Here is a 17,160-nt window from a genome sequence, read left to right on the forward strand (position 1 = left end):
CCGCATGGTGCTGGCGCTCTCCCGGCCGCTGCGCGGCCGCGCCCCCGTGCTGGAGGAGATGACGGCCTTCCTGCGCCGCCACGCGGCCTGAGCGACCGCAATCCCTTACCGTGTAAGGTGTTCCTCACCCGGCGTGAGGCCTGTTGCGATGCCGCATTGCAGCGGCGGGGGCGCGTGCGTATATGCCCGTCGCTTCAGCGGAGGACCCCATGCTGCTCACCCTGATGAAGGCCAAGCTGCATCGCGCCACGGTCACCCAGGCCGACCTGGACTACGAAGGCTCCATCGCCATCGACCGCGACCTGCTCGACGCCTCGGGCATCCTGCCGCACGAGCAGGTGGACGTGCTGAACATCACCAATGGCGCCCGCTTCACCACCTACGCCATCGAGGCGCCGCGCGGCTCGCGCGTGATCGGCGTCAATGGCGCGGCCGCCCGGCTCGTTCAGAAGGGCGACAAGGTCATCGTCGTGACCTATGGGATGCTGCCTGCCGAGGAAGCGCGAAACTATGCCCCGACCGTGGTCCTGCTGGATGACGCCAACGAGATCAAGGCGGCCGCCTGAGGCGGCGTCGGCGGCGGTCGCGCTCGCGGTCCTGGCGCTGGCCGCCTGTTCCCCGACGGCCCCGCCCGGCGTGAACCGCGACGACCTCGACGCGGCGATCTCCAGGGCCGTGGGCGATCCCAACACCTGCGTGCTGATCGCGGACGCGAGGTCGGGCCGCGTCAACTACCGCTACAACACCGCCACCGCCTGCGCGCGGGAATGGCCGGCCTGCGACGCGGCGGGCGCGCGCAAGCTCAAGGACCTGCTCGACGCCACGGTGAAGGACCGCCGGCCGCGCGCGCTCTCGTGCAACACGATGGCCGACGGCTCGCGCGGCGTCGGCTGGTCGGCCGGCCCGATCGCGGGGACCGACCTCGTCTACGCCGCGATGATGGAAGGCGACCGCGTGTTCCCAGGCCGGATGATGTCCGACCGGCTCGAGACCGCCTTCCGCCGCGCGAAGGTGTCGAAACAGCCCTAGAGGCATCGTGCCGAAAAGTGGCCGCCGGCTTTCGGCGATAACGATGCGAAATCAAGAATCTGGAGCGCGCTGCTTGATTCCCGAATCACGCAGCGCGTACTAGCGCGTCAGTTCGTAGAGCCCGCTGATGTCGATGCGGACCTTCAGCTCGCCGCCGGAGATCGACGTGCCGGCGTCCTTGGCCTGGGCGGCCATGGCGAACAGCTCCATCGGCATCGGCGGCTGCGGCGTGTAGCCGCCGCCTTCGCTGAGGCTCACCAGCCGCGAGATGCGGTGGCCGGTGGCGCGCGCGTAGAGATCGGCCTTCGCGGCCAGCGCCTTCACGGCCGCCTCGCGCGCGGCGTTCTCGGCCGCGGTCGGGTCGTCGAGGCCGAAGGCGATGCCGTTGACCTGGTTCGCGCCGGCGCTAACCGAGGCGTCGACCGCGGCGCCCAGGCGCTTCAGGTCGTGGACGGTCACGCTCACGTTGTTCGACGCCTGGTAGCCGACGAGGAGCGGCGGCTGGTTCTCCTGATACCGGTACTGGGGGTTCAGGTTCAGGTTCGACGTCTGGATGTCCCTGTCGGCGATGCCGGCCTTGCGCAGGCTGGCCATCACCGCGGCCATCCGCGCGGCGTTGGCCTGCATGGCCTCGGCCGCGGTCTTGCCCTCGGTCATGACGCCCAGGGTGATGGTCGCCATGTCGGGCGCCACCCGGGTCTCGCCGTAGGCCGACAGGTTGAGTGTCGTGGCCTTGAAGAGGGTGTCGGCCCCAGTGGGCGCGGGCGGCGGCGCGGCCTGGGCCAGCACGGCGGGCGCGGTGGCGGCGGAGAGGGCCAGGGCGAGGGCGCCGGCGCGCAGGAAGGTCTTCATCGAAAGCTCCAGTGGGGGGCGCAGGGTGGAACGCCCCAACCGTCGCAAAGCCCACCTGAACGCAAGCTTTAAGCGCCGTGCAGCCCATGGTAACCCCGCGGGCTCTCGCGCAGCTACGGGCCTGTAGCTCAATGGTTAGAGCCGGCCGCTCATAACGGTCTGGTTGCAGGTTCGAGTCCTGCCGGGCCCACCACCCAGAACTACCTGTCGCGCTTCCCGTCGGCTGCGGGCCAACCCCCTCCGCTTCAGCTCATTGTTTTCAGGGTGTTTCCGCTCGCATCGGGGGCGCCGCTCACCCGGCCCGCCATATCGGGGGAGCTCTGGGACACTTATCAATGTCCGGATCGATGGAGAGCTCCCAGCCAGGGGAACGGCCGTCGAGGATTGCCTGGTCGTGCTGCGCGAGGAGTAGCAGGAAGCGTCCAATCGATGATCCTGCGGCCCAATGCGGCCTCTCAAAGAGGTCCTCGTGATCAAAGAAGTAGACCGCCGGTCTCGGACCGCCTGAAGACAAATCCAAGCCGTAGAGGCTCCCGCTTCCGTCAGAGAAGAGCGGGACTGCCTGGGCGGCCAGCAGTGCTCTGAGCGCGCCCTCGCGCCGCCATTCCGGACGCTCGGTCCACTTGGGTAGGATGACCGCGAAGTCGCCAATGCTTTGCACGCGTTCGCGATAGAAGGCTTCGAGGTCGGCAGGCATCTGACCGCCAAGCAACTCTCGGACTTGTTGAACGATGCCTTCCGACTGATCCCTTGGTAGCCGGCGAAGCGCGCCTTGAGCCTCAAGCAAGCGGCACGCTTCCGAGACCGTGACGTCCATGATCAGCTCCATCCTCAGGGTATCGGAGGCGGCCTGGCAACGCCGGCCCTCAAGACATACGGCTCGATTAGCTTATCCAGTCTCATCGCGTGCGCCATAACCTCCGCTTGAGTTGGCGTTCGGCCCGCCAGCGCGCGCACGAACTCAGCCTCGGCCCGACTGGCGATGACATGCGCCTCCCGCATCAAAGGAACCAGGTTGGCGAGGCGATTCGGGTCAGCACGGAAGAGGTGCGCAAAGCGAAGGGCCACACGGTGATGCACCTCACCAGCGAGTTCACTCGCCGACACTCCGTTAGCCTGAGCCACTCGTTTTCTGGCCGTCGCGCGAAGAGCATTCTTTGCGGCCTCCGTGAGGGGCGCTCGGGCAAGACCTGGCTCTCGGCCCAACAGATTGAGGGGAGCGCGGTTGAGCTGAGATGCAGCGAGCCTGCCCGCCAGCAAGGCCCCGCCTTCTGCAAGCAGCGGGACCGCCATAGGAGCGAGTGCGGGGATCGCCATCCACCAGTTGCGACCGGACTCCTCCCGCACGACGTCCTTGAAGGCCGCCTGCTCGCGTCGGAGTTTCGTCATCTCGTCTTCTGGGGTCGGTCGTGGCACAGCCCCAGCGGCCGGCGTCCGTGGCCCGGCGGTCGCGGTCGGTTGATATGCCACCGATCTCACTTTGGCCGGCGCGGGCGTCCAACCTGTGGGCTCCCGGCTGGAAGCTGGCCTGAACGTCGAGCTGCCGGCGACGGCATAGCTGCGTTCCGCCCCCCCGCCTTGCTGCATGCTGCGCGCGCCCAGGGTCACGACATCGGAAGGTCTTGGCGCGTAGGGGAGTTCGTCCGCTATGCTTCCGGCTGCCCACGCAGTGCGGCCTGCGAGTTCTGCCTCTGGCCCTCGTGCCGCGACCTCTCGCCGACGCCGCTCCATCCATTCCGCAATGCCTTCAGCGCGCACGTCGTCGCGCGCCAGCTGGAGCCCAGCCATGCGTGATCTCTCCTCGCATTGTTCAAGATCCGTCCGTGGCCTGGCCAAAGCCGCCGCGCACACGTGCCCACCAGAAGGCTACACTATGCTAGGCGGAGCCCGGAGTCAAGAACAAAAAGAGAACATCGTGCCACGTGCGGACGTTGCCCGCGGTCCTGTATCCGGCTGCAACCGTGCCTCGCGGGTTGGCGAAAATCGTTGGGTGAGGTAGGGCTCGGAGGAGAGGTGTGACCAACGGCTGCGACGCCTCGTCGGTGTCGGTCCGTCAGAAGTAGCTGATTTATCTGGACGATCTGTCGCTGAAGTTGGGCTCCTGCCGGGCCCACCAGCGCGCGTTCTGCCCTTGGGCAGGGAAGGTGGCAGGATCTTCGATCTCGGGCGGCCAGCCGCGCTGGCTGGCGCCGCGGCCCGACGTCGGGCGCAGCGTCGTTCGGCGGCATCCAGCGGCGCCGGGGCGTGCGCCCCGCGCCGCTGGCGCGATGGCGTCAGGTCGGCGACAGGCGGCGCCGGCGCATCATCGCTCCGGCGCCGCCGAAGCCGAGGATCATCATCGTCCAGCTCGCCGGCTCGGGCACGCCGCCCGCGGCGTCCGGCCCGGTCACGTCGAGCGCGAAGCCCGTGGAGTCGAAGGCGTAGTTCCCGGCGGCGCCCACCGAGAAGCTGACCTTCTGGCCGGCCGTCAGGCTGGCGTCGAAGCTGAACGCGCCGAGGCTGTTGGCGATCTGGCCGACGCCGCCCACCCAGGCCGCCACGTCGACGCTGTTGGGGGTCGTGTCGTTGGCGCTGAAGGCGCCGGCGAAGCTGTAGAGCCCCGCCCGCGGCGCGACGAACTGCACGATGGCGACCTCGCCGGCGGAGCCGGGGTGCAGGTTCAGCTCGCCGGCGTCGAAGAACGGGGTGCCGGGGCTGTCGTAGGCGCCGTTCGCCTTGAAGACGCCCGGCAGATTGCCGGAGACCAGGGCGCACTGGATCAGCGCGTCGCCCGGGCACTGCGCCGCGATCGTGCTGAAGCCGAGGATCGCGTCGGCCCCGGCGTAGCTGCTGGCGCCATAGCCGAAGGCGAAGTCGCTCGCCGTGATCGCGCCGTTCGCGACCGCGAACTGGTCGTAGGCCGACCAGGTCGCCGCGGCGGCTGGACTGGCGGCCAGCATCGCCGCCGAAATGCTCGAAACAATGAACGTCTTCATGATGTCACCACCCCCACTTTGCCCGTCGCGAAGCCCTGGGGACTTCGCGGCCTGGACAAGCCCTAGCCCGCCCGGCGGACATCGGATTGTAAGGAATCGCCATCGCCGATGGTCGCCCCCCGGGGGCGGGGGGGGGGGCGGCCCGGGCGAGGCGCCGCGCCCCGTCAGCGCCGCACGATGCAGCGGAAGCCGATGTGGGAGGTGGGGCTGTCGATGGCCTGCGGGTGGCGGGCGGCCGGCCGGTAGCGCTGGCAATAGTTCTCGGCGCAGAGATGCGAGCCGCCCTTCAGCACGCGCCGCGGGATCTTCACCTGCGGGCTGGCCGGATCGTAGCTCTCGTGCTCGGCGACGGTGCGGGCGCGCGCGGGCGCACAGCAGGTCGGGCCCGGCGTGGCGGTGCGGTCGGAGTACCAGTCGGTGGTCCACTCCCAGACGTTGCCGATCATGTCGTAGAGGCCGAAGCCGTTCGCGGGGAAGCTCCCGACCGGCGAGGTGCGCTCCCAGCCGTCCTCGAGGGTGTTCTCGTAAGGGAAGCGGCCCTGCCAGTAGTTGGCCATCGGACGCTCCCCGGGCTCCAGATCCTCGCCCCAGGCGAAGGCCGCGCCCTCGACGCCGCCGCGCGCAGCGTACTCCCATTCGGCTTCGGTCGGCAGGGTCTTGCCGGCCCAGCGGGCGAAGGCCGCGGCGTCCTCGTAGGCCACCTGCACGACCGGATGGTCGAGCAACTCGTCGATGCCGCTGTCGGGGCCCCAGGGATGACGCCAGTCGGCGCCAAAGGCATAGGCCCACCACTTCGACGGATCATCGGTCCCGGTCGGCGCGTCGGGGCGGAAGAACACCGCCGAGCCCGCGACCGCCATCTCGGGCGGCATGCCGGGATAGTCGCGCGGATCGGGGGCGATCTCGGCGAAGGTGCGGTGGCCGGTGGCGGCCACGAAGGCGGCGAAGGCGCGGTTGGTCACCGGCCGCTCGTCGATCCAGAAGTCACCGACCGTGGCCAGCCGGGCCGGGCCCTCCTCGGGATAGTGGCGGTCGGAGCCCATGACGAACTCGCCGCCGCGGATCAGCTTCATCCCGGCGAACTTCGACGCCTTGAGGGGCCTGGACTTCACGGTCGGCGACATGGCGCCACAAGAGGACGTCGCGGCCCGCGCCGCAAGCCGCCATCGCCATAGAGCCGCCACGGATTGCGCCGAGACCCCGGACCAGACCCCCGACCATCCCGGGCGCCGAATGGTCTAGGGTGCGCGACCGAGTCGAACGTGGAGCCGTGCGCGTGCCCGACATCATCGCAGACACCGAAGCCGGCAAGGTCGCCGGCGAGAGGGCCGGCGGCGTCGTCCGCTTCCGGGGCATCCCCTACGCCGCGCCGCCGGTCGGCCGGCTGCGCTTCCAGTTGCCCGTGCAGCACTGGTCTTGGGACGGCATCCGCGACGCGACCCGGCGCGGGCCGAGCGCGCCGCAGCCCAAGCGCGAGGCGGCGCTGCCGATCGACATCGAACCGCTGTTGGGCGAGGGCTGGGCGCCCGGCGACGACTTCCTGACCGTCAACGTCTGGGCGCCGCACGCGGCCGTCAGCGGCCTGCCGGTGATGGTGTTCATTCACGGCGGCGCCTTCGTGGCCGGCGGCGCTGACGCCGCGGTGAACGACGGGGCGGCCTTCGCCCGCTCGGGCGTGGTCTGTATGGCCGTCAACTACCGCCTGGGGGTCGAGGGCTTCCTGCCGATGGAGGGCTCGCCCACCAACCTCGGCCTGCGCGACCAGATCGCGGCGCTGGAATGGGTCCGGCGCAACGCCGCGGCCTTCGGCGGCGATCCCGCCAACGTGACGGTCTTCGGCGAGTCGGCTGGCGCGATGTCGATCGCAAACCTGGTGGCTTCGCCGCCGGCGCAGGGGCTGTTCAGGCGCGCCGTCATCCAGAGCGGCCACGGCTCGATGGTCCGCCCGATCGCGGTGGGCGAGAAGGTGACTGCCGCGCTCGCCCGGCAGCTCCGGGTTCCGCCCACCGCCGACGGCTTCGCGACCCGGACCGTCGAGGACTGCCTGGCCGCCCAGGCCAGGGTCTCGGACCCGAAGTTCAGGCTCGACCTGCGCGACGGCGCCGGCCGCGACGTCGCCTACGGCCTGTCGCGCTTCCTGCCGGTCTACGGCGACGACATCCTGCCGCAGCCGCCGCTGGACGCCCTGGCCAGGGGCGTCGGCAAGGACATCCAGGTGCTGATCGGCACGAACCGCGAGGAGATGAACCTCTACTTCGCGCCCACCGGCGTCAGGGCCCGGCTGCCCAAGCTTCTGGCCGGCTGGATGCTGGGCAAGGCGGAGCCGCGGGCCAGGGCGGTGCTGAAGGCCTACGGCCTGGGCAAGGCGGGCGTGCGCGGTGGGGACGCGCTGACCGAGGCGATGCACGACCTCGTCTTCCGCCTCCCGGCCCGCCGCTTCGCCGACGCCCACCAGGGCCGGACCCACGTCTACGAGTTCGACTGGCGCTCGCCGGCGCTGGGCGGCCGCCTCGGCGCCTGCCACGGCCTGGAGCTGCCCTTCGTGTTCGACACGCTGCCGACCTGCACGGGCGTCGACGGCATCGCCGGGACGGCGCCGCCGCAGGACCTGGCCGAGCGGATGCACGGCATCTGGGTCCGCTTCGCCACGGACGGTGAACTGCCGTGGGCCGAGTACGCGGCCGGCGAGCGGCCGGTGTACTCGATCCTGAACGGCGCCGCCGCGCCCGACGCGCCGATCCCGGCCGAACGGCTGCTCGCCTGAGGCGGACGGCCAGATTTTTAGCGCGGGGCCACGTACTGCGACGGCGCGGTCAGGGCCGCCGGATCGAAGCCCGCCACCCGCTTGTAGCCGTCGGCGATGGCCTGGCGCTCGGCCATCGGGACCAGCGCGTCGAGGTCGTCGGCAGGATCCGGCGCGCGCTGCTCGGCCAGCTCCATCACCGTGTCCGGGCCGCCCTGGCGGTTCGTCAGCACGATGCGGCCGGTGGCGGGCCGGCGTTCGGCCTCGTAGCGGGACAGCGCCTCGCCGGGCGTAGGCGCCGTGGCGAGGTGGAAGGCCACCGCGCGGGCGTCGATGATCCCCTGCGTCGCCCCGTTCGAGCCGATCGGGTACATCGGGTGCGCCGCGTCGCCGAGCAGCGTCGTCCGCCCGAACGTCCAGCGGGGCAGGGGGTCGCGGTCGACCATCGGGAACTCGTAGATGCCCTCCGAGGCGGCGATCAGCGCCGGCACGTCCACGCCCGGCCAGCGCCAGGCCGCGTAGGGCGCCATGAGCGCCGCGCGGTCGCCCTGGCGGTTCCAGTCCTCGGCCGGCGGCGCGGCGCCGGGCTCGGCGGTCTTCAGGTCGCAGATCCAGTTGAGGCGCGTCTCGCCGGTCTCCGGATCGTAGCCGATGGGGTAGGCGACGAACTTCTGCCTGGCGTGCCCCGCCCACAGCATCGAGCGGCCGCCCAGCACCTTCCCGCTGCGGCTGGTGGACCGGTAGAGCGTCACGCCGTTCCAGCGCGGCCGGCCCTCGTCCGGGTAGAACTGTCGCCGCGCGGCCGAGTGGATGCCGTCCGCGGCGATCAGCACGTCGGCCTCGACGCGGCCGGCGGGCGCGCCGGTGGCCCGGTCGGCGAAGTGCGCGGTGACGCCGTCGTCGCCCGTCTCCAGCCGTTGCAGCGCATGGCCGAACCGCACGGCCTGCGGCCCCAGCCGCGCCTGCACGGCCGCCAGCAGCCGCGTCTGCAACTCGCCCCGGTGGATCGCCACCTGCGGCCAGGCGTAGCCGGCGGCGAGGCCGCGCCGCTCGCGCCAGATCTCGCGGCCGTCCTTCATCAGGTAGACCAGTTCGTCGATCTCGACGCCGGCGGCGCGCAGGTCCGGCAGCAGGCCCAGCGCCGTCAGCTCGCGCATCGCATGCGGCAGGACGTTGATGCCGACGCCCAGCGGGGCGGGCCGGGCCACGGCCTCGAACACCGTCGCCGGCAGGCCCGCGGCGTGCAGGCTGAGCGCGGTGGTGAGCCCCGAAATCCCGGCGCCGACGATGGCGATCTTCACCCCACACTCCCCCTTTGAACGTCATGGCCGGGCTCGTCCCGGCCATCCATACACGCTGTCGTCGCCCGACGCGTGAGCGTCGCGGCAGCGGGCGCCTGGCGAACCCGGTGTTCATGGATGGCCGGGACGAGCCCGGCCACGACGTTCAGGGATGGAGATGCGTTCGCGGGATGCTCCGAGCGCGAACCCTCAGCTCTTGCCGCGGCTCCCGGGCGCGTGGAAGCGGGCGACGAGGCGCCGGTCCCCCGGATAGGTCAGCCTTACGTGGGTCACCACCGTCCCGCCATGCCAGCTACGCCGGTCGTCGCACAGGCACGCGGCGCCCGGCGCGATCTCCAGCCGCACGGCGACCTCGGCATCGGCGTTCAGCGCCAGGATGTGGTGCTCTGCGTCGGTCCACGGCAGCTTGGCCTGCAGCCAGCTCCCCGGCGGCTCGGCGGCGAACGTCTCGGCCGCGGCGTCCGGCACGGCGCGCAGGCTGATCAGCCGGTCCTCCAGCGCGAACGGCGCGCCGTCGGCCCGATGCAGGACCTTCAGCGCCAGCACGGCCGCGCCGGGGTTCAGCCCGATCCGCGCGGCGTCCTCGGCCGTCGCGCTGCGCGTGTCCCGCTCCAGCACCTCGAAACGGTAGGCCCGCCCTGCGGCGCGGACCTCGGTCGGGATGTCGTGGATCTGCAGCAGGCTTTCGCGCGGTCGCGGCTCGGCGACGACGGTGCCGGCCCGGCGGCGGCGCGTGACGAGGCCGGCGTCGGCCAGGGCGGTCACGGCCTTGCTCACCGTCATCCGCGCGCAGCCGTACTCGGCCGCCAGCTCCTTCTCAGACGGCAGCCTGCGCCCCGGCGGCCACTCGCCCGAGACGATGGCCCGCTCCAGACGCTCGCGGATCGCGACGTAGAGCGGCGTGTCCATCAGCGGAGGATGCCCGGCAGGTCGAGCTTCTTCTCCCGCGCCACGTCGAGCGCGATGTCGTAGCCGGCGTCGGCGTGGCGCATCACGCCGGTGCCGGGGTCGTTCCACAGCACCCGCTCGATCCGCTTCGCCGCCGCCTCGGTGCCGTCGCAGACGATCACCATGCCCGAGTGCTGCGAATAGCCCATGCCGACCCCGCCGCCGTGGTGCAGCGAGACCCACGTCGCACCCGAGGCGCAGTTGAGCAGCGCGTTCAGCAGCGGCCAGTCCGATACCGCGTCCGACCCGTCGCGCATGGCCTCGGTCTCGCGGTTGGGCGAGGCGACCGAGCCCGAGTCCAGGTGGTCGCGGCCGATCACGACGGGCGCCTTCAGCTCGCCCTTCGCCACCATCTCGTTGAACGCCAGCCCGAGGCGGTGCCGGTCGCCCAGGCCCACCCAGCAGATCCGCGCCGGCAGGCCCTGGAACTGGATCCGCTGCCCGGCCATGTCGAGCCAGTTGTGCAGGTGCGGATTGTCCGGGATCAGCTCCTTCACCTTGGCGTCGGTCCGGTAGATGTCCTCCGGATCGCCCGAGAGCGCCGCCCAGCGGAACGGCCCGACGCCGCGGCAGAACAGCGGCCGGATGTAGGCCGGCACGAAGCCCGGAAAGTCGAAGGCGTTGGCCACGCCTTCGTCCTTCGCCACCTGGCGGATGTTGTTGCCGTAGTCGACGGTGGGGACGCCGGCCTTCTGGAAGTCCAGCATCGCCCGGACGTGCTCGGCCATCGAGGCGCGGGCGGCCTCCTCCACCTGCTCCGGCGCCTGCTCGCGCATGGCGAACCAGCGCTCCAGCGTCCAGCCCTTGGGCAGGTAGCCGTTGATCGGGTCGTGCGCCGAGGTCTGATCGGTCAGCAGGTCGGGCCGCACGCCGCGGGCCAGCAGCTCGGGCAGCACCTCGCAGGCGTTGCCCACGAGGCCCACCGACACCGGCGTCTTGTCGCGTCCGGCCTGCGCGATGATCGCCAGCGCCTCGTCCAGGGTCTCGGCGGCGCGGTCCAGGTAGCCGGTGCGCAGGCGCATCTCGATGCGGCTGGGCTGGCACTCGACGGCGAGGCAGCTCGCGCCTGCCATCACCGCCGCCAGCGGCTGCGCGCCGCCCATGCCGCCCAGGCCCGCGGTCAGCAGCCAGCGGCCCGAGAGGTCGCCGCCGTAATGCTGGCGGCCCATCTCCACGAACGTCTCGTAGGTGCCCTGAACGATCCCCTGGGTGCCGATGTAGATCCACGACCCGGCGGTCATCTGGCCGTACATGGCCAGGCCCTTGCGATCGAGCTCGTGGAAGTGGTCCCAGGTCGCCCAGTGCGGCACCAGGTTCGAGTTGGCGATCAGCACCCGCGGCGCATCCGCGTGCGTGCGGAAGACGCCCACGGGCTTGCCCGACTGCACCAGCAGCGTCTCGTCGTCGCCCAGCCGCTTCAGCGTCTCGACGATCTTGTCGTAGCTCTCCCAGTCGCGCGCCGCGCGGCCGATCCCGCCGTAGACGACGAGGTCGGCCGGGTTCTCCGCCACATCCGGGTGCAGGTTGTTCATCAGCATCCGCAGAGGCGCCTCGGTGAGCCAGCTCCTGCAGGTGAGCTCGGGCCCGGTGGGCGGGCGGATGACGCGGGTCGGGTCGTGGCGGGTCATTCAGGCATCTCTGAAAATCCACCCCTCCTCCTCGACGGAGGAGGGGCAGGGGTGGTGGTGTGGCCGCTGAGGTTGTGGAGGTGGCGCGCGAGGTCTCGACGCCTCGCGTGCGCGGGCGTGACGGTTCTGCACACACTACCATCCCGCGCCCTTCCTCCGTCGAGGAGGAAGGGAGGCGTCTCCGACCTCAGCATTTCGCGAAGTCCAGGCAGGCGGTGAGCACGTCCGTCAGCGCCACGCGCATCGGCGCAGCGCGGGCCTCGTCATAGGGCGTGGGCCAGGTCAGGGACGTGGTGAGCCCCTCGGGCTCGTCCATGTAGCCGCGGCAGGCGAGCTCCATCTGGATGGCGTGCACGCCGCCCTCGGGCCGGCCGTAGTGGCGCGTGGTCCAGCCGCCCTTGAAGCGGCCGTTGGTGACCCGGCTGAACGGGCCCGCGTCGCAGGCCGCCTCGACGGCCGCCGTCAGCGCCGGATCGCAGCTCGCGTCGGAATTGGTCCCGATGTTGAAGTTCGGCAGCTCGCCCTCGAACAGCCGCGGGATCGCCGAGCGGATCGAATGCGCCTCGTAGAGCACCACTTTCGGGTAGATGGCCCGCAGCCGTCCGATCTCGGCCGCCAGCGCCGCGTGATAGGGCTCGAAGTAGGTTTCCCGCCGCCGCGCGATCTCCGCCTCGTCCGGCTCGGCCATCCGGTAGAGCGGCTCGCCGTCGAAGGTGGTCACGGGGCAGAGGCCAGTCGTCGCCTGGCCCGGATAGAGCGACGCCCCCGACGGGTCGCGGTTCACGTCGATGACGGTGCGGCTGACGGAGGTTCGGATCGTCGTCGCGCCCAGGCCCGGCGCGAAGTCGTAGAGCCGTTCGATCCACCAGTCGGCGTCCTTGCGCGCCAGCCACGGCGAGATCAGCCGTGCGGCCACGGCGGTCGGCAGCTCGGTCCCGGTGTGCGGGAAGCTGACGATCAGCGGCGCCTCGCCGCGGCGGATCTCGAGCCAGTCCATCAGGCGACCCCGGGCAGCGATGCGGCCGCGGCGGCTGCGACCACCGCGCCCGAGCGGATCAGGGCGATGGCGGCCTCCATGTCCGGGTGGAAGTGGCGGTCGTCGTCCAGATGCGGCACCTGCGCCCGCAGGAGGCCGCGCACCGCCTCCAGCGGGGCGCTCGACGCCAGCGGGCGATGGAAGTCGCAGCCCTGCGCCGCAGCCAGCAGTTCGATCCCGATCACCGCGGTCGCGTTGGCGGTCATCGACAGCAGCCGCCGCGCCCCGTGCGCCGCCATCGAGACGTGGTCCTCCTGGTTGGCCGAGGTCGGGATGGAGTCCACGCTGGCCGGGTAGGCCTTCTGCTTGTTCTCGGAGACGAGCGCGGCGGCGGTCACCTGCGGGATCATGAAGCCCGAGTTCAGCCCCGGCTTCGGCGTCAGGAACGCCGGCAGGCCCGACAGCGCCGGGTCCACCAGCATCGCTACCCGCCGCTCGGCCAGCGAGCCGATCTCGCAGACCGCCAGCGCGATCATGTCGGCCGCGAAGGCCACCGGCTCGGCGTGGAAGTTGCCGCCCGACAGCGCCTCGTCGCCGCCGGATCCCGCTTCGGCCACGAAGATCAGCGGATTGTCCGAGACTCCGTTGGCCTCGAAGCCCAGCGTCGTCGCCGCCTGGCGCAGGATGTCCAGGGCCGCGCCCATCACCTGCGGCTGGCAGCGCAGGCAGTAGGGGTCCTGCACCCGCTCGTCGTCCTTCAGGTGGCTGGCGCGGATCGCCGATCCCGCCATCAGCGCCCGCAGCGCGTCCGCCGTCTCGATCTGCCCCGGCTGGCGGCGCAGCACGTGGATGCGGTGGTCGAACGGCGTGTCCGAGCCCTTGGCCGCCTCGGTGGACAGCGCACCCGTCACCAGCGCGCTCCGGTAGAGGCCCTCGGCCTCGAACAGCGCGGCCAGCGCATTGGCCGTCGAGAACTGCGTCCCGTTCAGCAGGGCCAGGCCCTCCTTCGGCCCCAGCGCCAGCGGCGCGAGCCCGGCCGCGGCCAGCGCGTCCACAGCCGGCCGGCGGCCCGCCGGCGTGTCGGCCTCGCCCACGCCGATCATCGCCGCCGCCATGTGCGCCAGCGGCGCGAGGTCGCCCGAGGCGCCGACGGAGCCCTGCGCCGGCACGACCGGCGTGATCCCCGCCGCCAGCAGCCGCTCCAGCATCGCGATCGTCTCGGGCCGCACGCCCGACGCGCCCTGCGCCAGGCTCGCCAGCTTCAGCGCCAGCATCAGCCGCACGATGGCGGCCGGCGTGGCCTCGCCGGCGCCCGCCGCGTGGCTCAGCACGATGTTGCGTTGGAGTGTCGCCAGGTCCGCCGCCTCGATCCGCACCGACGCCAGCTTCCCGAAGCCGGTGTTGATGCCGTAGACCGGTTCGCCCCTGCCCAGGATGCGCTCGATGGCCGCCGCGCTCCCGGCGATGCGCGGCGCGCAGGCCGGGTCCAGCCGCACCTCGGCGTCCAGCCAGATCGCCCGCCAGTCGGCGAGGGGCACGTCGCCCGGCTTCATCACGACAGCAGCGCTCAACGGCCCCTCCAGACGCGTGCATGGAGCGGGTTGAAGCCCATGCGGTAGACCAGCTCGGCCGGTCGCTCGATGTTCCAGATCGCGAGGTCGCAGCTCTTGCCGGCCTCCAGCGTGCCGACCTCGCCGGCCATCCCCAGCGCCCGCGCCGCCTCGCGCGTCACGCCGGCCAGGCACTCCTCGACGGTCAGGCGGAACAGCGTCGCGCCCATGTTCATTGTCAGCAGGATCGAGGTCAGCGGCGAGGTGCCGGGATTGCAGTCGGTGGCCAGCGCCATCGGCACGCCCGCCGCCCGCAGCGCCGCGACCGGCGGCAGCTTCGTCTCTCGGGTGAAGTAGTAGGCGCCCGGCAGCAGGGTCGCGACCGTCCCGGCCCGCGCCATCGCCGCGACGCCCGCCTCGTCCAGGTGCTCCAGGTGGTCGGCCGACAGCGCGCCGAACGACGCCGCCAGTTCGGCGCCGTGCAGGTTCGAGAGCTGCTCGGCGTGCAGCTTCACCGGCAGGCCGTGCGCCCGCGCCGCCTCGAACACGCGCCGCGTCTGCGCCGCCGAGAAGCCGATGCCCTCGCAGAAGGCGTCCACCGCATCGGCGAGCCCCTCGCGGGCCACGGCGGGGATCATCTCGCGGCAGACCCGGTCGATGTAGCCGTCGGCGTCGCCGCCGGACTCCGGCGGCAGCGCGTGGGCGCCCAGGAAGGTCGCGCGCACCGTCACGTCCCGCGCCTCGCCCAGCCGCCGCGCCGCGCGCAGGCACTTCGCCTCGTGCTCCAGCGACAGCCCATAGCCCGACTTCACCTCGACGGTGGTCACGCCGTCGGCCAGCAGCGCGTCGAGGCGGGGCAGGGCGGCCTCCACCAGCGCCGCCTCGTCCGCCGCGCGCGTCGCCGCCATGGTCGAGACGATGCCGCCGCCGGCCCGCGCGATCTCCTCGTAGGACGCGCCGGCCAGCCGCAGCTCGAATTCGTGCGCCCGGTCGCCGGCCCAGATCAGGTGGGTGTGGGCGTCGATGAGCCCCGGCGTGATCCAGCGGCCGCCGCAGTCGGTCCGCGCGCCGCCCGCGAACGCCGGCGCGTCGGCCGCGGCGCCGGCATAGGCGATCCGCCCGTCGGCGCACGCCACCACGCCGTCCTCCACGATCCCCAGACCGTCCCCGGCCAGGGTCGCGAGCCGCGCGTTCGTCCAGATCCGATCGACCTGCATGGACTCCTCCTTAGTCGATGCTTGGCGGTCCGATCAATAATGTCTAGACAATTAAGCCCAACAGATACGTCATCCCGCGGACAAGCCGCGGGATGACGGTCGTGGGGAGGGAGACGTCGTGACCACGCTCTGGTTCGAAAGCGCGCTGTTGCCCGCCGGTTGGGCCGACCGTGTGCGCGTCACCGTCGATGCGGGTGGGCTGGTCTCGGGGGTCGAAGCTGGCGTCGATCCGCAACCCGCCGATGTCCGCCACGCCTGCGCCGTCCCCGGCCTCGCCAACCTGCACAGTCACGCCTTCCAGCGCGCCATGGCCGGCCTGACCGAGACGCGCGGCCCCTCGTCCGACAACTTCTGGACCTGGCGCGAGTGGATGTACCGTTTCCTCGACCGGCTCACCCCCGACGACGTCCGCATCATCGCCGCCCAGGCCTATGCGGAAATGCTGGAGAGCGGCTTCACCCGCGTCGGCGAGTTCCACTACCTGCACCACGCGCCCGACGGCTCGGCCTACGGGGCACCCGCCGAGATGGCTGCCGCCATCGCCGCGGCCGCCGAGGAGACCGGCGCGGCGCTCACCCTGCTGCCGGTGTTCTACGCCCACGCCACCTTCGGCGGCGCCCCGCCGCTGCCGGGCCAGCGCCGCTTCATCTGCGACGTCGACGGCTTCGCCAACCTGATGGACGCCAGCGCCGCCATCGCCGGGCGCCTGCCCGACGGCCGCATCGGCGTGGCGCCGCACAGCCTGCGCGCCGTCACCCCCGACGAACTGACCGCCGTCGCCGCCATGACCGCCGGCCCCGTCCACATGCACGCCGCCGAGCAGGTGAAGGAGGTCGACGACTGCGTCGCCTGGTCCGGCCGCCGCCCGGTCGAGTGGCTGCTGGACCGCGGCCTCGACGCCCGCTGGTGCCTGATCCACGCCACGCACCTGACGGCCGAGGAGACCACGGGCCTCGCACGGTCCGGCGCCGTGGCCGGCCTCTGCCCGATCACCGAGGCGAACCTCGGCGACGGCGTCTTCCCCGCGGCTGATTACCTGACTTCCGGCGGCGCATTCGGGGTCGGAACCGACTCCAACGTCGTCATCGACGCCGCCGAGGAGCTCCGCGCGCTGGAGTACGCCCAGCGCCTCACGCAGCGCGCGCGTAACGTCCTGGCCGACCGCGAAGGGGCCTCGACCGGCGCCGTCCTCTTCCGGGGCGCCCTGGCCGGCGGCGCCCAGGCCCTGGCCGACCCCGCCGCCGCCATCGCCGCAGGCCGTCCCGCCGACCTCGTCGCCCTCGATCTCGACCACCCCAGCCTCGTCGGCCGTCGCGGCGACGCCCTCCTCGACGCCTGGATCTTCGGCGCCGGCGCGCGCTCCGTCGAGGCCGTCTGGCGCCGCGGCCGCCAGGTCGTCGCCTCCGGCCGCCACGTCCGCAGCGCGGAGATCGCGACCGCCTACCGCGAGGTGCTGAGGAAGCTCCTGGCATAAGAGCCTCTCTTCTCTGAACGTCATGGCCGGGCTTGTCCCGGCCATCCAGAAGCACCGATCCAGCCAAGCTCGCAGCGGCCATCTCCGCACGCCGGCGCGTCTGGATGGCCGGCACAGGCCCGGCCATGACGTTCGTGAGGTGGAGCCCCTAGTGCTTCAGCCTGATCTTCTTCTCGACCACCGCCGCCGCCTTCTCGGCCTTCTTGCGGCCCTCGAACACGCGGCGCATGTGGCGCAGGTCCGCGTCGCTCAGCCGCTTCGCCGCCGCGACGAACTGCTCCTGCTCCTCCTCGCGGATGTGATGCAGGTACTTCTCCTTCAGGCCAGCGAACCGGCGCAGCCAGCCCGGCGAGGCCATGTCGCGCGCGGCGAGGTCGGCCAGCATCTCGTCGATCTGCTTGTGCTCGTGGACCGCGTGGCGCGCGTCGTCCGTCGTTTTCGGGTCGCGCATCACCGTCGACCACAGC

General features: G+C 71.9%; 15 protein-coding genes and 1 tRNA gene. 5 read left to right on the forward strand and 11 right to left on the reverse strand.

The genetic code is table 11. The features are described from left to right. Positions 1-209: 209 nt before the first annotated feature. On the forward strand, positions 210-566 hold the full coding sequence (gene panD / locus JNL41_RS06930) for an aspartate 1-decarboxylase (protein WP_293473548.1): 357 nt from the start codon (positions 210-212) through the stop codon (positions 564-566). After that, positions 511-1,029: a hypothetical protein gene (locus JNL41_RS06935; RefSeq protein ID WP_293473549.1), complete on the forward strand. Its 519-nt coding sequence runs from the start codon at positions 511-513 to the stop codon at positions 1,027-1,029. Before panD ends, JNL41_RS06935 begins: the two co-directional genes overlap by 56 nt. A gap of 99 nt (positions 1,030-1,128) precedes the next feature. Here JNL41_RS06935 and JNL41_RS06940 read toward each other — a convergent pair whose 3' ends face one another. Next, entirely contained in the window at positions 1,129-1,881 is a 753-nt protein-coding gene (locus JNL41_RS06940) for an SIMPL domain-containing protein (protein ID WP_293473550.1), read from the reverse strand. Between the two features lie 117 nt (positions 1,882-1,998). Between JNL41_RS06940 and JNL41_RS06945 the strand changes: the two genes are divergently transcribed. Further along, a tRNA-Ile gene (locus tag JNL41_RS06945) sits at positions 1,999-2,074 on the forward strand. Positions 2,075-2,173: 99 nt separating this feature from the next. Here the strand turns inward: JNL41_RS06945 and JNL41_RS06950 are convergent. The 3 genes from JNL41_RS06950 to JNL41_RS06960 all read right to left on the reverse strand — a co-directional run bounded on the left by JNL41_RS06950 (position 2,174) and on the right by JNL41_RS06960 (position 5,968). Next, entirely contained in the window at positions 2,174-2,698 is a 525-nt protein-coding gene (locus JNL41_RS06950; protein ID WP_293473551.1) for an SMI1/KNR4 family protein, read from the reverse strand. 1,456 nt (positions 2,699-4,154) lie between these two features. Next, entirely contained in the window at positions 4,155-4,856 is a 702-nt protein-coding gene (locus JNL41_RS06955; protein ID WP_293473552.1) for a PEPxxWA-CTERM sorting domain-containing protein, read from the reverse strand. 164 nt (positions 4,857-5,020) lie between these two features. Further along, positions 5,021-5,968, reverse strand: coding sequence for a formylglycine-generating enzyme family protein (locus tag JNL41_RS06960; protein WP_293473553.1), 948 nt, complete (start codon positions 5,966-5,968; stop codon positions 5,021-5,023). A gap of 164 nt (positions 5,969-6,132) precedes the next feature. On the opposite strand from JNL41_RS06960, the gene JNL41_RS06965 reads away from it, so the two are divergent. Further along, a complete protein-coding gene (locus JNL41_RS06965) occupies positions 6,133-7,620 on the forward strand; it encodes a carboxylesterase family protein (protein ID WP_293473554.1) in 1,488 nt (495 codons plus the stop codon). A 17-nt stretch (positions 7,621-7,637) separates the two neighbouring features. Here the strand turns inward: JNL41_RS06965 and JNL41_RS06970 are convergent, their stop codons facing one another. The 6 genes from JNL41_RS06970 to hutI form a co-directional block, all read right to left on the reverse strand. Beyond that, the gene (locus JNL41_RS06970) at positions 7,638-8,900 is read right to left on the reverse strand and encodes a flavin-dependent oxidoreductase (protein ID WP_293473555.1); all 1,263 of its coding nucleotides are present in this window, start codon (positions 8,898-8,900) and stop codon (positions 7,638-7,640) included. A 189-nt stretch (positions 8,901-9,089) separates the two neighbouring features. Then, positions 9,090-9,809, reverse strand: a complete 720-nt coding sequence (gene hutC, locus JNL41_RS06975) for a histidine utilization repressor (RefSeq protein ID WP_293473556.1) — start codon at positions 9,807-9,809, stop codon at positions 9,090-9,092. Further along, positions 9,809-11,476 carry a urocanate hydratase gene (hutU, locus tag JNL41_RS06980; protein ID WP_293473557.1) on the reverse strand — a complete coding sequence of 556 codons (1,668 nt, stop codon included), beginning with the start codon at positions 11,474-11,476 and terminating at the stop codon, positions 9,809-9,811. The genes hutC and hutU overlap by 1 nt, the downstream gene beginning before the upstream one ends. Before the next feature lie 187 nt (positions 11,477-11,663). Continuing rightward, positions 11,664-12,473, reverse strand: a complete 810-nt coding sequence (hutG, locus tag JNL41_RS06985) for an N-formylglutamate deformylase (RefSeq protein ID WP_293473558.1) — start codon at positions 12,471-12,473, stop codon at positions 11,664-11,666. Next, entirely contained in the window at positions 12,473-14,035 is a 1,563-nt protein-coding gene (gene hutH / locus JNL41_RS06990; protein ID WP_293473561.1) for a histidine ammonia-lyase, read from the reverse strand. The genes hutG and hutH overlap by 1 nt, the downstream gene beginning before the upstream one ends. Further along, the gene (hutI, locus tag JNL41_RS06995; protein ID WP_293473559.1) at positions 14,020-15,219 is read right to left on the reverse strand and encodes an imidazolonepropionase; all 1,200 of its coding nucleotides are present in this window, start codon (positions 15,217-15,219) and stop codon (positions 14,020-14,022) included. The genes hutH and hutI overlap by 16 nt, the downstream gene beginning before the upstream one ends. A 118-nt stretch (positions 15,220-15,337) precedes the next feature. Between hutI and JNL41_RS07000 the strand changes: the two genes are divergently transcribed. After that, a complete protein-coding gene (locus JNL41_RS07000) occupies positions 15,338-16,693 on the forward strand; it encodes a formimidoylglutamate deiminase (RefSeq protein ID WP_293473560.1) in 1,356 nt (451 codons plus the stop codon). Positions 16,694-16,841: 148 nt separating this feature from the next. Here the strand turns inward: JNL41_RS07000 and JNL41_RS07005 are convergent. After that, a partial coding sequence (locus JNL41_RS07005; protein WP_365697936.1) for a hemerythrin domain-containing protein occupies positions 16,842-17,160 on the reverse strand: 319 nt, incomplete at its 5' end.

Source organism: Phenylobacterium sp. (assembly GCF_016793285.1).
In the GTDB taxonomy this organism is placed as follows: Bacteria; Pseudomonadota; Alphaproteobacteria; order Caulobacterales; family Caulobacteraceae; genus Phenylobacterium.